Below are 14,187 nucleotides of genomic sequence, written 5' to 3'. Positions count from 1 at the left end.
CGGCAGCCCGGCCAGCAGCGATGCGTCCGAAGCGGCGGCGCATCGTCCCAGCGATCCTGCGCCTTGTCCTCGTCCTGCTGGTTGCGGTGGGATTGGCGGTCTTTTTCCGCCTGGAACTCGTCAATCGCGCCGGCCCCTGGTTGCTGACCCGCGAGTTGGGAGTGCCCGTCGATCTCGGCGTCGCGCAAGTGGATTGGCGCGCGTCGCATATCGACCGGCTCATTCTGGGTGCGCAGCGGGATCTGGTGGTCGAAGACATCGGCCTTGCTTACGATCCCCTTAGCGGCCGGCTGGAATCGGTCGAGATCGGCCGCATCGCCCTCCTCGCCCGCTACGATCGGAGCCGCGAAACTGGCATCAGCCTTGGCGAACTTGACCCGCTTGTCGATCGCTTGCGGGCATTTGCGAGCGCCCCCGGCGATGCGGATGGCGAAGCCGCGCCCCTTCCCAACATCCTGATCAAGTCGATCGAGATCGGCCTTTCCTCACCGGCCGGCTTCATCACCGGCAGCGGCCAGGCGAACCTCAATGCACAAGCCGTCATTGCCCAGTTCACCTTGCGCGAACAGCAGGACTTCGCACAGCTCGACATCAGCCTCGCCGCGCCGCTGACACCAGGCGGCAAACCGCCGATCGGTGACCTGACGCTCAATCTGGACGCGCGTTCGGCGCTCTGGTCGTTGCTCGGTCAGGCGCAGCCGACTGCGGGCAATGTTAAAATCGAGGCGCATCTGCGCATGCCGGAAAAGCCGGCAGCGGGCGAAGCGGTGCCGCTGGCGCTGGCCGACTGGTCGCTGACGGCACAAGGCTTCGCCCATCCCGGTTTGGCCGCACCGCTCGATGGTGAACTCAGCGGCATGGCAAGTTATGGCGACGGTTGGCTGACGCTCGACAAAATCGCCGGCGATGTGAGAGGTGGTCTCGGCACCGAATTGGCAGCGAAGCTCAGCGGCGATCTGCGCCTCGCCCCTCTTTCCGGCGACCAAAGCGCTCAAGGTGACCTGGACCTGATGATCGAGGGCGGCAATATCGAATTGCCGGCGGTCAAATTAACGCGCGCCAAGGCCAGCCTGCCGCTTGTCATTGCCGCGCAGCGGGAAGCTGCGCGAACGGTGATCGACATCACGATCGGCAAAAACGCCTCCCTTGTGGCCGATCGGGTCGATCTTACCGCGGCAGCGATGTCCCTGACCAAGCCCGTTTTTTCGGTGCAAGGTGACGATGCCACAAAGCTGCATGCCGAACTCGACCAGGATGGATTCGCCACGGATTTCACGCTTGCGATGGGCAAATCGACATTCGGCGTCGAACCGATGGCCAGTGGTGAACGACTGCTCATCGCCATGCCAGAAGCCAAACTCAACGGGCACTATGCCACCGGATCATCGCTGACCTATGCGCTTGACGTCAAAGGCGCGCAGGTTGCGGCCCCCTTGCGCGGCCTGACGCTGGGCCAAGTGGCACTTGCCTTGACGCAGGACGACAAAGGCATTCTGGCCGCCAAGATGAAGACCGGTGCGCTTGCCGGCCTCGGCGCCTTCACGCCCGTTGCGGCCGAAGCAGATGCGACGCTGCAAGGCGACATGGCCAGCTTCAAGGCACATTTCAAGGGCGACGGCCAGCCGCTCGATCTGTCGGCCAACGGAAAGGTCGATCTGACCAAATTCTCGGGAACGGTCGACCTGAAACTGGCACCGATCGACTTCGTCGACGGCGGTTTGCAGCCTTACAACCTGTTCCCGGCAGCACGCGACTATCTCGACAATGTCAGCGGTCGTGTCGAGCTGGAAGGACCGGTTGCGTTCAACGGCGCCGCCCTCACCTCCGACCTCAAATTTGCCCTGAAGAATTTTTCCGGCAAGGTCGGCCCAGTCCAGCTCACCAATGTCAATTCGGTGCTGGAGATCGACCGCCCCTGGCCGCTTTCGACCAAGCCCGATCAAGCGGTTGCGGTCGAGCTGGCCGATATCGGACTACCGCTCACCAATGCCCTGTTCCGCTTCAAGGTCAGCGACGGCAAGCGTCTCGATCTTGCCGAATCGCGGCTCGACATGGCGGGCGGCAAGGTGACGCTGGACCCGGCAACCCTCAGTTTCGACGCGCCGGCGCAAAATCTCCTTCTCAAGGTCGACGGCATCTCCGTGGGCGAGCTTTTCGACACGCTGGGCATTGCCGGCCTCACCGGCGAAGGGGCTATTTCCGGTGCGGTCCCCGTCACCATCTTCCCAGGCGGCATTGCCATTCCGGACGCCAAGCTGGCCGCTACAGCTCCCGGCGTCCTGCGCTATGACCGTGCCCAGGCGCCGCTTGCCCTGCAGAGCGCCGGCGAATCCGTCGCCATGGCGCTGGAGGCTCTATCCGACTTCCATTACGAAAAATTGATCCTGGATCTGACCCGGAACCTGACGGGGGATGTCGTGCTGGGCTTGCACATCGCCGGGCGCAATCCCAGTTTCTATGACGGCTATCCTGTCGAATTCAACCTGTCGGTCGAAGGTCGGCTCGATCAGGCCCTGAAGGAGGGCTTGGCCGGATATAAGGTGCCGGATATGATCCAGCAGCAATTAGAGAAGATCTCGCCTTGAGGGGTTGAAGAAGGATCCAATGTCGACAGATCGTCCCATGCTTCCGGCAGCGCGCATCGCAGCGCCCCTGCTGGCCGTTTCGCTCCTCGGCGCCCCGCTTCTTGCCGGCTGCAATCCGACCGTGAAGGTCGAGGCGCCGGACAAGCCGATCGTCATCAACCTCAACGTCAAGATCGAGCAGGAGGTTCGCATCAAGGTCGACAAGGATGTCGACAACCTTGTTTCGTCGAACCCCAATCTGTTCTGAGACGATCGGAAGAACATCATGATGAGCTCGTTCATGCGCAAATCCCTTGGCCAATTCCTCGCCACCCTCATGGTGATAGCGGCTCTGGCCGTCACAAGCATGCCGGCCCGTGCCGACGCCCTTGACGATGCACGCGCTGCCGGCCTCGTCGGCGAACGTGCCGATGGCTATGTTGCCTTGGTCGATTCCAACGCCCCGGCCAACGTCAAAAATCTGGTCAAGGACATCAACGACAAGCGCCGCGTCGCCTATCAGAAGATCGCGGCCGAAAAGGGCGTCCCGGTCGAGCAGATCGGCGCCATCACCGCTGAAAAGATCATCCGCGAAATCCTGCAGCCCGGCATGTACTACATGGACGCCACCGGCGCCTGGAAGACCAAGTAACCCGCATCGGCTTGGAGGGGGACGCCCGGCCATGACAGAGCGCCCGCTACCGCGCGATATTGACGAAACCTTGGCTCTCCTCGGCGAGGGCCGCTATATCGCTGACCGCGCCCTGGCGACGGCCGTCTTCCTGGCATTGAAGCTGAAGCGCCCGCTGTTCCTGGAAGGCGAGGCCGGGGTCGGCAAGACCGAGATCGCCAAGGTGCTGAGTGAGACGCTGGGCCGCGATCTGGTGCGCCTGCAATGCTATGAAGGGCTCGACGTCGCCGCTGCCGTCTATGAATGGAACTATGCCCGGCAGATGCTGGAGATCCGCCTGGCCGAGGCGGCGCATGAAGACGACAAAGGCAAGATTGCGGCCGATATCTTCTCAGAGCGCTTCCTCATCAAACGGCCCCTTCTCCAAGCCCTGGAGCCAAACCCCAAAGGCCCGCCGGTCCTCCTCATCGACGAACTCGACCGGACCGATGAGCCGTTCGAGGCCTTCCTGCTGGAAATCCTGTCGGACTTCCAGGTGACCATTCCGGAAACCGGTGTGGTGAAGGCCGCCGAGCCGCCCCTGGTCGTCATCACGTCGAACCGTACGCGCGAGATTCATGACGCGATCAAGCGTCGCTGCTTTTACTACTGGGTCGACTATCCGACGGCCGCGCGGGAGCTTGAAATCCTGCGCACCAAGGTGCCGGCGGCCGAGCGCGATCTGGCCGAGGAAGTCGTCGCCTTCGTACAGAAGCTGCGCGGACGGGAACTGTTCAAGCTGCCGGGCGTTGCCGAGACGATCGACTGGGCCGATGCGCTGATCCAGCTCGACCAGACCTCGCTGGCGGCTGAGGTGATCGACAACAGCCTCGGCGCCTTGCTCAAGTATCAGGACGATATCATCAAGATCCGTGGCACCGAGGCCGCCAAGATCCTCGACGAGATCCGCCAGGAGATCAGCCAGGCGCGCATCCAGGCATCCGCCCACCGGCTGTGAGCGGCATGAGCACCGGCGCAGCATCCCGCGACAGCCGCCTTTTCGAGAACATTATGCATTTCGCGCGCGTGCTGCGCGGGGCCGGCCTGCCGATCGGCCCCGGCAAAGTGCTCGATGCCATAGCCGCCGTGAAGGCCGCCGGCATCGGCAATCGTAGCGATTTCTATTGGACGCTCCATGCGGTCTTCGTCAACCGGCGCGACCAGCGCGAGATCTTCGATCAGGCCTTCCACGTCTTCTGGCGCAACCCGCAGCTGCTCAACAAAGTGCTGGGTCTGCTGTTGCCCCGCTTCAAAGACGAGGCACCGCGCGAGGACGAGGCGGAGCTTTCGCCCCGGGTTGCCGATGCACTGGCCGGCGACCGGCCACAGCAGGCGCCGGAGCCGTCGGACGAGGAAGAGGTAACGATCGACGCCAGCCTTACCTATTCCGAACGCGAACTCCTGCAGGCCAAGGATTTCGAGCGCATGACAGCCACCGAGTTGCTGGAGGCCAAGAAGCTGATCAAGGCGTTTCGACTGCCGATCATGGAAGTGCCGACGCGCCGGTTCCGCGCCGATCCGAACGGCCGACGCGTCGACCTGCGCGCCACCTTGCGGGCAAGCTTGCGTAGTGCCGGCACCATTCCGCTGAAGCTCAAATCGCAGAAGCGTCGGCATCCGCCACTGGTCGTGCTGTGCGACATTTCCGGTTCCATGAGCCGCTATTCACGGCTCTTTCTGCATTTTCTCCATGCCGTCACCAGCGACCGCGACCGGGTTCATACCTTCCTGTTCGGGACGCGGCTCACCAACATCACGCGCGATCTCAAGGCCCGCGACATCGACATCTCGCTGGACCGGGTCTCGAAGCATGTGCAGGATTGGTCGGGCGGCACCCGGATCGGGCCATCTTTGGCCGACTTCAACCGCAAATGGGGCCGCCGGGTGCTGGGGCAAGGTGCCATCGTCCTGCTCATCACCGATGGGCTGGACCGCGACCAGATCGAAGTGTTGAATGCCGAGATGGAACGGCTGCACAAATCCTGCCGGCGCCTCATTTGGCTCAATCCGTTGCTGCGCTTTGATGCCTACCAGCCGATCAGCCAGGGCCCCCGCGTGATGATCCGCCATGTTGACGATTTCCGCGCCATCCATAATCTCGCATCCATGCAGGACTTGACGCGCGCACTGGGCCAATCCGCCTCGTCGCGCCTGGAAATGAGGGCCGCCTGATGCATAGGGAAGAAGATTTGCTGCTGGTCGCCGCCGACTGGAAACGTGCCGGCCGGCAGGTTGCCGTCGCCACCGTGACAGCCACCTGGGGTTCCAGCCCCCGCCAGGCTGGAAGCCAGATGATCGTCGATGGTGACGGCCGCATGCTGGGTTCGGTCTCGGGCGGCTGCGTCGAAGGCGCCGTGGTGCGCGAAGCCATGGAGATCATGGCGGAGGGGAAACCACGCCTCCTCGATTTCGGCATCACCAACGAACAGGCCTGGGAAGTGGGCCTTGCCTGCGGCGGCAAGCTGCAGATTTATGTCGAGCGCGTCGAATGAAGCTGTCACTGATCGATCAGCTCTCCGATCTCATCGCCGACCGGAAGCCTGCCGCCCTCGTCACCGATCTGGCGAGCGGAACGCAGCAAGTCGTGGCGCTTGCGGATGCCACAGGCGACTTGGCTACCGCCATCGCCGCCGACAAGAGCGGCGAGTTGACCATCGACGGTCGGCGCTGCTTTGCCCTCGTGCGCAACCCGCCGGCGCGGATCATCATCATCGGTGCCGTTCACATCACCCAGGCCCTCGCGCCGATGGCGACCCTTACCGGCTACGAAGTGGTGATCGTCGATCCGCGCGGCGCCTTTGCGACCGCCGAGCGTTTTCCAGGCACGATCCTGTCGCAGGATTGGCCGGATGAAGCACTGACGGCGTTGAAGCCCGACAGCCGCACAGCGGTCGTGACGCTCACCCACGATCCCAAGCTCGATGACCCGGCGCTGGTCGTCGCGCTGCGCAGCGATGCCTTCTATATTGGCGCGCTGGGCAGCAAGAAGACACATGCGACCCGGGTCGAACGGCTGCTCGGACACGGTTTCACCGATGCGGAGATCGCGCGCATCCACGGGCCCGCTGGCCTCGATATCGGCGCCAAATCCCCGGCCGAGATCGGTCTTTCCGTCCTCGCCCAGTTGACCGCGGCCCGCCACAACAGGCCGACCGCGCGATGATCTTCGCCGATTTGCCGCTCGGCGAATGCATGGGCGCCATCCTCGCCCACAGTCAGCGCGTCGGCGCTGAGATGTTCAAGAAGGGCCGTCTCCTCACCAGCGCCGATATCGATGCCTTGCGCGCAGCGGGCCATCAGCGCATTGCCGTGGCAAAGCTAGAAGCGGGCGATGTCGGCGAAGACGAAGCGGCCCGGCGCCTGGCCGAAGCCTTGGTCGGTGCCGATCCCAACCTGACCCTCGACACCGCCTTCGCCGGTCGCGTCAATATCCATGCCGCGCATGCCGGTGTGCTGGAGGTCGACCGAGACGCAATCGATGCCTTCAACAGTGTCGACGAAGCCGTGACGCTTGCCACCCTTGCGCCGATGAGTGCCGTCGAGGCGCGGCAGATGGCGGCAACCTTGAAGATCATTCCCTATTCGGTGCCGGAAAAGGTGCTGCAGGCGGCCTTGGTGCGGCTCGTCGGAGCATCGCCCCTGCTGCGCCTCCACCCCTACCGGCCGCACCGCATCGCCCTCATCCAGACCGAACTGCCGGGCATCAAGCCGAGTGTCCTTGAGAAGACCGAGCGCATCACCGCCGATCGCCTGGCGGGCTTCGGGCAAGGGGCTCCTTCTCAAGCCCGCACGGGGCACAATCAGGCCGATTTGCGCGCCGAAATCGACCGTGCGTTGACTGCCCGTGCCGAGATGATCCTGATCGTCGGCGCTTCGGCGATCAGCGATCGGCGCGACGTCATTCCGGCGGCGATTGCGGCTGCAGGCGGCAACATTCTCCATTTCGGCATGCCGGTCGATCCCGGCAATCTACTGCTCCTGGCCGAGATCGGCGGGGTGCCGGTGCTGGGCCTCCCCGGCTGTGCCCGATCGCCCCGGCCCAACGGGTGCGACTGGGTGATCGCGCGCCTTCTGGCCGGCCTTGCGCTCGGCAGCAACGATATCCGTGCGCTCGGCGTCGGCGGACTATTGGCGGATATCCCGACCCGGCCGCTGCCACGTGAAAGCCGGCCACAAGCTGCCCGATCGCGTGTCGCAGCCCTTGTCCTTGCGGCGGGCAAGTCGAGCCGCATGGGGCGCAACAAATTATTGCTCGATTGGAGCGGCAAGCCCATCGTCGCCCATGTCCTCGACAAGGTCGCCGAGATCGGCTTTTCGGAAACGGTCGTGGTCACCGGCCATCAGGCCGGGAAAGTGAAAGACGCGCTGGGGGCCCGCCCCGGTGTGAAGATGGTGGAAGCCAGGGACCATGCAACCGGCATGGCGGCATCGTTGAAGGCTGGCCTCCGCGCGCTTTCGGCGGAATGCGATGCGGCGCTTGTCATTCTCGGCGATATGCCGCAGGTCTCGGTCGACCTGCTGAAACGCCTGATCGCCGCCTATCAGCCGCTTGAAGGGCGCGCCATCGTGCTGCCCGTGGCAGACGGCAAGCGCGGCAACCCGGTCTTGTTCGACCGCCGCTTCTTCGCCGACATGCTGCAGCTGGAAGGCGACGTGGGGGCACGCCATATCATCGGCACCAATGCCGAACTGGTGGCAGAGATTCCGGCCGACCCACACGAAATCTTCATGGATGTCGATACGCCCGAAGCCTATCAGCAATTGCTGACCGGGGTCGCACCATGACCCACGCTCTCTATCACGAGGCCTTGGTGGCGAAGGCCAGGTCCGCCGTCGGCAAAGGCCGCCTGGCGTCACCCACGGCAAGCGCGCGGCTCGACAACCCGCTCTGCGGCGACCGGGTGACGATCGACCTCGACGTCGCCGATGGATCGATCGGGGCGGTGGGCCACGATGTGAAGGGGTGTCTGCTGTGCGAGGCGGCGGCGGCGGCAATCGCCGAATGGGCACCGCAGAAATCGCCTGAGGTCGTCAAGGAAATGGTCAACGCCATGCGCCGCATGATGAAGGAAGGAGCGCCGGCGCCGGAACCCGGCATGGCGATCTTCACGCCCGTGCAAAGCGCCAAATCGCGCCGTGACTGCGTTCTGTTGCCCTTTGAAGCCCTGGAAAAGGCGCTGGCCGGGCTTCCGGCCGGCGACGCATCCTAGGCGGCTGGTGCCGCCGCGACCAGCAAATGGTCCGCCTGGACGGCGCAGCGCCGATCGCCCATGCGACGGTCTGCAGCGCGCCGGTCCCCAGCGCGTCGATCGCCCATGCGCCGCTCGACGAAGCGTTGGTCCTGGCCGAGAATACCGTCTAGGCCAAAGTGATTTTCCTGCCGCCGATCGGACATACGGCGATCGCCTGCGCGACGGTCATTGCCGCGCCGATCACTGGCGCGCCGATCGGTCGCGCGACGATCTTCCTGCCGGCCTTCCGCACGCATCCCAGCGCGCAGGTCGGTGGCGCGATGATCGCTGGCACGGCGGCCCGGATTGGATAGTTCAACCAGCAGCGCATCGCTCGACAGCGTCTGCAGCATCTCGGCTTTCTGCATGACATGCTGGGGAATCTCAGCCTCGCAGGCCGTGAGGACCTCGTGATGTTCGCGCGGATGGATGGCGCCCGGCATCGGTTCCAGCGAGCCGAACACGCCAATGCAGGTGGAACCGCTGCATTCGATGGGGTGATCGCCGAAGCGGTCGACCTTGCCCCCACTCGCCTTTGCGACACGGTCCCAGAATTGCTCGAGGCCCACCACCGAATAGCCGATGAAGCGGCGATAGCCCTTCATGCGCGCCAGCTTGAAGCCAAAGGTCGCCAGCGCATAGGCGACACCCCGATCGCCATAGCGACCTTTGCGGAAAGCCGGCAGGACGGCCAAGCGTTCGGGAATCACGAAATCAGCGAAATAGCGCAGGCGCATCGTACCCGCCGGCTTGCCGCCGACCTTGGCGATGATCTGCGTCGCGCTGAAATCGTTGCCGTCGAATTCCTCGTCTTCGGTGCAGCCATACTCGCCCACGAAGACCACCGACCGAATATCCATGGCTTGCGTCAGATCGCTCAGATTCTTAATGACCGAGACCTCGATCTGCGAGCGCGGCTCTATAACCCCCATGGAACCCCCAAAAGCCGCCCCGAGCGACCGATCCACACAGATTAGGAAGAATATAGATAAAATTTTACACGAATAAGACTAAAGCAAATCCTAACAGAAATCGGGAAAAAGTCGCGGAAAATAGGAATGCCGATCTAGATTCACTCAAAAGTTGTAATATGAAATCCAAGTTGCATGCATTGCATCCTTTAGATGCACCGCCCTCCCCTGATGTGATTTACCGACAAGCCAAAGCGACGTTTCCAAATGGTGAATAGTCTGTTGCGCTGCACCCACTCGATAGCGCTCCGGCAAAGGCGTACCTTTCACTTACTTCACCTTCAGGATCGCGCACGTCATGACCCAGAGCCTTCCCACCTATTTCATCTCGCATGGCGGCGGCCCTTGGCCCTGGCTGGATGATTGGCGCCAAATGCTGCATGGGCTGGAATTGTCGCTTCAGGACATGCCCCGCCAAATCGGCACCAAGCCGAAGGCCGTGCTCATGATCTCCGGCCATTGGGAAGAAGATGCGTTCGCGGTCATGAGCAGCCCGCGCCCGCCGATGGTCTACGACTATTTCGGCTTCCCCGATTACACCTACGACATCGTCTATCCGGCGCCGGGCGACCCGGCACTGGCACAGCGGGTTGCAGACCTCATCGCCGCCGCCGGATTGCCGACGCGGCTCGACCCCAATCGCGGCTTCGATCACGGCACCTTTGCACCGCTGGCCGTCATGTATCCGCAGGCCGACGTTCCCGTGATCCAGGTGGCACTCAAGGGAAATCTAGATCCGGCCGAGCATCTGAAACTCGGCCGTGCCCTGGCGCCGTTGCGGCAGGAGGGAATCCTCATCGTCGGCAGTGGCTTCAGCTTCCACAATCTGCGCCTGATGGGACCGCAGGGCGCCGCCCCGTCTGCCGCCTTCGACAATTGGCTGCAGGAAACCATCGTCGGCGCGGCACCGGCGGCACGCGAGGCCGGCCTGCTCGCCTGGAGCAAGGCGCCGGCAGCGCGTTTGGCACATCCGCGGGAAGAACATCTCATTCCGCTGATGGTGGCGGTGGGGGCCGCCCATGACGACAAGGCGACCTGCGTCTATCACGAAAACACGGTCTTCGGCGCCATCACCGCTTCAAGTTTCCGCTTTGATGCAGCTGCTTGAAGCGCTTAGTCGGCGACGACGAAGCGCTTCAGCGTGATCCGCTCGGCCACGAACAGGTCGCGCCAGGTCTTTGCCAGCGTTGCCGCTTCCTTGTCGGTGAGTGCGGGAAAGACGATCTCTGAAACATCGCCATCCGCATTCTTGCTGAGCTTGGCATTGAAATCGCCCTTGGCAATCGCCTTTTCGAACGGCGCGGCTGCCGGCTTCCAGGCAAGCACGATCTTGTCCGGCGCGGCTTCGTCGACCACGAACAGCATCCACGGCCCATCGGCATCCGAGCGCACGTCCAGGAAAAGCTGGTCGCCGACGCGGCGCAGATGCATTTCCATCTGGGCGCCCACCGGATTGCCGTCGGCATCGGCCTCTTCGACCTGGAACACGCCCTGGGCAGGATTCACGTCGGTCACGTGAAAGAAACCTGGTTCCTCACCGTCCCGGTTCGGCTCCGCCACCCAGGCCCCACTCCAGGCGCCAGGGGCGGCCTTCTCGGCAACGCCGATCAGTTGCGGATGCTGCACGAAACAGGCTGCAAGGCCCAGGAGCATCGTGAGCGACAGAAATTTCAAGTAGCGCATGGTCGACAAGTCCTTTGATCGTCATCGACGAAATCCACTGTCGACAATCTAAACTGGCCGACGCCCCCCCGCTATGACGGCGCGCACAACCGCTTCCCGGCCCATTCTAAGCCTGCAACGCCATGTTGAGCCCACTTAATGATAGTGAGCGATCGTGCGGCTGCCGGGAGGGCGCCGCGGCGCTGGATTCAGCAAAAATTCAGGAGCCCCTCAGGACGGCATGGGCCTATTTCAGGCATCCTCGCCCAATCACGCCCCCAGGAGAACTCGCCATGATCGCCCAGCACGATGCGTTCGAGGTCTTGACCGCCAATCTCGGCAACCTGCCGGGGGCGACTGGGCCGGCCTGCTACCTCGACCAGCTTTCAATTCAGCCAGCCGGAGACGGGCCGGAAATACGTGCAACCGACTTTTCCGTTGCCAAACCGCTCCTTCACCATTTGACTGACCTGACCAGGGCGATGTGCAGGAAGGTCACCCGCTACCGTGGCGCCGAGGACACCGTTTTCCGATCCCCCGCCCTCGGCCGCCGGCCCGGATAGTATCCACCGGTTCGGCAGCTTCACCTTCGACCTTGCGCGCGGCGTCCTGATCGGGGCCGAAGAGCCTTTGCTGCTGAGACCAAAGGCGCACCTGCTGCTGGCCCATCTTGCCCAGCATCTGGACCGCGTCGTGCCCAAGGCCGAGTTGATGGACGCCGTCTGGCGCAACGTCCATGTCAGCGAGGATTCACTCACCCAATGTGTCCGCGAGTTGCGCAAGGCGCTGGGCGATACAGATGCCCAACTATTGCGCACCGTGCCAGGTCGCGGCTACCTGCTCCATGCCGGGAATACGGCAAGCGCTTCGACCCAGCCCAGCGCACAACCGAGTGTCGCAGTGCTGCGCCTGCGCAACGAAGGAGCCGAGGCTGATACCGCCTTTGTCGATGGGTTCGGCGAAGATATCATCAATGGGCTGGCTCGTTTCCGCACTGTATCCGTGCTGGCGCGCCATTCGACTTTTGCGGCCGCGGCCGGTGACTTTCCAGACTGGCAAGCCGTCGGCAGGCAGTTGAACGCCCAATATCTGGTCGATGGTCGCCTGCGCCGCGATACCGATGGCGTCGCCGTGACTGTGGGATTGATCGACGCCGCTTCGGCACGGCAGATGTGGCGTGACCAGTTCGCCGCCAAGGGCACCGACATCTTTGCCCTGCAGGACGAGATCGCCCATCAGATCGTCAACAGGGTCGTGGCCCGCATCGAGGACGCCGGCAGGAGCGCGGCAGCGCGCAAACCGCCGGCATCGCTGGCTGCCTACGACCTGTTCCTGCAAGGTGTTGCCCGCCTGCGCGGCTACACGATGGATGACAATCTGGCGGCGCGTATGCATTTCGCTGCCGCTCTTGAGAAAGATCCGGCCTATGCGCCGGCGCTGGCCTATGCCGCACTCGCCGAGATCATCATTCACGGCTATGCCTCGGCGCCGGCGGACATCTTGCACAAAGCCGAGGATGATGCCGCACGCGCCGTGACGCTGGACCCGGAAGAGCCGCGCTGTCATCGCATTCTGGCTCTCATCCAGATCTATCTGCGCAAATTCGATGGCGCCGAGCATGCCCAGAAGCGGTCGCTGGAACTCAACCCCTACGATGCCGACATGATGGCGCAAACCGGCTTTCTGCGCACCATTCGCGGGCGACCAATGGATGGCCTCGCTTGGATCGAGCGAGCCATGCGCATCAACCCGATGCATCCGCCCTGGTATCATTTCGACCGGGCGACGGCGCTCTATTCACTAGGCGAATACCGAGAGGCAGCGGCCTGCCTGGGACGATTGCCCACCCTTACACCTTGGACGCTCGCCAAGCTTGCCGCCTGCTGCGCCAAAGCCGGCGATCTAGAAACCGCGCGCGGTTGCATTGACCGGATGCGCCGCACTGAGCCAAACTTCGACCCGCTGCACTATGCGCTGGTGGGCATCAGCTATGAACATGATGCCGATGTCGCACACCTGCGCGAAGGTATCGCCTTGGCCATGACTGTGGCGAGTTGAGGAGCGTTTCGATCTTGCCCACCACTGACCGGCCCGATCCGCGCCGATCGCCCCGCTTCCTGATCCCGGTCCTCGGCGTGACCCAGATCCTTGCCTGGGGATCGTCTTACTATCTGCTGGCGGTTCTGGCGGCACCGGTCGCAGCAGACACCGGCTGGTCGCTGTCGTGGATCGTTGCTGGCCTGTCGCTGGGCCTTCTGGCCGCAGGTCTCGTCGCCCCGCGCATCGGACACATCATCAAGCAGCGCGGCGGCAGGCCCGTTCTCATTGCCGGCAGCCTGCTTTTCGCCCTGGGGCTTCTCGTCATGGGGTTGGCACCGAATATTGTCGTCTTCGTTGCCGCCTGGATCATCATGGGCTTGGGCATGGCGGCCGGTCTCTATGATCCGGCCTTCTCGACATTGGGACGGCTCTACGGTCATGGCGCGCGGAACCTCATCACCGCATTGACGCTTTTCGGCGGGTTCGCGAGCACCCTGGGCTGGCCGCTCGCTGCTTTCTTTGTCGAGCATCTGGGTTGGCGCGGCGCCTGTTTCGCTTTCACGGCCGTTCATCTCGGTATCACACTGCCGCTTTACCTGTTCGCCGTCCCGAAAGAAGGTGCGCAGCCGCCAACCGAACCGGCGCCGATTGCAGAAGCATCCGCGGCAACGGTGCCGTCGCGCGGGCTCTTCATTCTGCTGGGGCTCACGACCCTGCTGTCGGCGGCGCTATCGACTGTGATCTCGATTCACCTGCTCACCATTCTGCAGGCTGACGGCATTTCGCTTGCCGGTGCGGTTGCGCTTGGCGCCCTTGTGGGCCCGTCGCAGGTCGGCGCGCGTTTCATCGAAAGTCTCATCGGCAAGTATCATCATCCGATTTGGACAAAGCTTGCCTCGGTTTTCTGTGTGGTGCTGGGACTTGGGTCCCTATGGCTGGGATTTCCACTGGTCGCGGCGACGCTGGTCTTTTACGGCGCCGGCATCGGCCTTGAATCGATTGCCCGGGCGACACTGCCGCTGGCGCTGTTCGGTCCAGCCGACTACGCG

The 14,187-nt window shown here is 63.4% G+C and carries 15 protein-coding genes; 13 read left to right on the top strand and 2 right to left on the bottom strand.

The window, feature by feature from the left end; translation table 11 throughout:
- The first annotated feature begins 20 nt into the window (after nt 1-20).
- From ACE3PP_RS15795 to ACE3PP_RS15755, 9 genes are read left to right on the top strand one after another with little or no spacing between them, the layout of a single operon-like run.
- Nucleotides 21-2,585, top strand: a complete 2,565-nt coding sequence (locus tag ACE3PP_RS15795; RefSeq protein ID WP_374383994.1) for a YdbH domain-containing protein — start codon at nt 21-23, stop codon at nt 2,583-2,585.
- A gap of 19 nt (nt 2,586-2,604) precedes the next feature.
- Nucleotides 2,605-2,832: a YnbE family lipoprotein gene (locus ACE3PP_RS15790; RefSeq protein WP_374383992.1), complete on the top strand. Its 228-nt coding sequence runs from the start codon at nt 2,605-2,607 to the stop codon at nt 2,830-2,832.
- Nucleotides 2,833-2,850: 18 nt separating this feature from the next.
- Nucleotides 2,851-3,216 carry a YdbL family protein gene (locus ACE3PP_RS15785; protein ID WP_374383990.1) on the top strand — a complete coding sequence of 122 codons (366 nt, stop codon included), beginning with the start codon at nt 2,851-2,853 and terminating at the stop codon, nt 3,214-3,216.
- 31 nt (nt 3,217-3,247) lie between these two features.
- Entirely contained in the window at nt 3,248-4,192 is a 945-nt protein-coding gene (locus ACE3PP_RS15780) for an AAA family ATPase (protein WP_374383989.1), read from the top strand.
- Nucleotides 4,193-4,197: 5 nt separating this feature from the next.
- The gene (locus tag ACE3PP_RS15775) at nt 4,198-5,406 is read left to right on the top strand and encodes a VWA domain-containing protein (RefSeq protein WP_374383987.1); all 1,209 of its coding nucleotides are present in this window, start codon (nt 4,198-4,200) and stop codon (nt 5,404-5,406) included.
- Nucleotides 5,406-5,726, top strand: a complete 321-nt coding sequence (locus ACE3PP_RS15770) for an XdhC family protein (RefSeq protein WP_374383985.1) — start codon at nt 5,406-5,408, stop codon at nt 5,724-5,726. Before ACE3PP_RS15775 ends, ACE3PP_RS15770 begins: the two co-directional genes overlap by 1 nt.
- The gene (locus ACE3PP_RS15765) at nt 5,723-6,397 is read left to right on the top strand and encodes an XdhC family protein (protein WP_374383983.1); all 675 of its coding nucleotides are present in this window, start codon (nt 5,723-5,725) and stop codon (nt 6,395-6,397) included. The genes ACE3PP_RS15770 and ACE3PP_RS15765 overlap by 4 nt, the downstream gene beginning before the upstream one ends.
- Complete coding sequence (locus ACE3PP_RS15760; protein ID WP_374383981.1) at nt 6,394-8,019, top strand: NTP transferase domain-containing protein; 1,626 nt, start codon at nt 6,394-6,396, stop codon at nt 8,017-8,019. The genes ACE3PP_RS15765 and ACE3PP_RS15760 overlap by 4 nt, the downstream gene beginning before the upstream one ends.
- Nucleotides 8,016-8,444, top strand: a complete 429-nt coding sequence (locus tag ACE3PP_RS15755) for an iron-sulfur cluster assembly scaffold protein (protein ID WP_374383979.1) — start codon at nt 8,016-8,018, stop codon at nt 8,442-8,444. The genes ACE3PP_RS15760 and ACE3PP_RS15755 overlap by 4 nt, the downstream gene beginning before the upstream one ends.
- On the opposite strand, the gene ACE3PP_RS15750 is transcribed toward ACE3PP_RS15755, so the two are convergent.
- Nucleotides 8,441-9,397, bottom strand: a complete 957-nt coding sequence (locus ACE3PP_RS15750) for a hypothetical protein (protein ID WP_374383977.1) — start codon at nt 9,395-9,397, stop codon at nt 8,441-8,443. The two genes, ACE3PP_RS15755 and ACE3PP_RS15750, sit on opposite strands and share 4 nt — an antisense overlap.
- A gap of 337 nt (nt 9,398-9,734) precedes the next feature.
- On the opposite strand from ACE3PP_RS15750, the gene ACE3PP_RS15745 reads away from it, so the two are divergent.
- On the top strand, nt 9,735-10,544 hold the full coding sequence (locus tag ACE3PP_RS15745; RefSeq protein ID WP_374383975.1) for a class III extradiol ring-cleavage dioxygenase: 810 nt from the start codon (nt 9,735-9,737) through the stop codon (nt 10,542-10,544).
- A 5-nt stretch (nt 10,545-10,549) separates the two neighbouring features.
- On the opposite strand, the gene ACE3PP_RS15740 is transcribed toward ACE3PP_RS15745, so the two are convergent.
- Nucleotides 10,550-11,119, bottom strand: coding sequence for a hypothetical protein (locus tag ACE3PP_RS15740; RefSeq protein WP_374383973.1), 570 nt, complete (start codon nt 11,117-11,119; stop codon nt 10,550-10,552).
- A gap of 272 nt (nt 11,120-11,391) precedes the next feature.
- Here ACE3PP_RS15740 and ACE3PP_RS15735 point away from each other — a divergent pair, with 272 nt between their 5' ends.
- From ACE3PP_RS15735 to ACE3PP_RS15725, 3 genes are all read left to right on the top strand, one after another.
- Nucleotides 11,392-11,661 (top strand): hypothetical protein, encoded by a 270-nt coding sequence (locus ACE3PP_RS15735; RefSeq protein WP_374383971.1) that lies wholly within the window; start codon nt 11,392-11,394, stop codon nt 11,659-11,661.
- 67 nt (nt 11,662-11,728) lie between these two features.
- Nucleotides 11,729-13,156 (top strand): winged helix-turn-helix domain-containing tetratricopeptide repeat protein, encoded by a 1,428-nt coding sequence (locus tag ACE3PP_RS15730; RefSeq protein ID WP_374383969.1) that lies wholly within the window; start codon nt 11,729-11,731, stop codon nt 13,154-13,156.
- Between the two features lie 14 nt (nt 13,157-13,170).
- On the top strand, nt 13,171-14,187 hold a 1,017-nt coding region (locus tag ACE3PP_RS15725), incomplete at its 3' end, for an MFS transporter (RefSeq protein WP_374383967.1).

The organism is Dongia sp., assembly GCF_041910485.1.
In the GTDB taxonomy this organism is placed as follows: domain Bacteria; phylum Pseudomonadota; class Alphaproteobacteria; order Dongiales; family Dongiaceae; genus Dongia.
The sequence above is the reverse complement of the archived record's forward strand: the minus strand, read 5'-3'. Positions and strand labels throughout refer to the sequence as shown.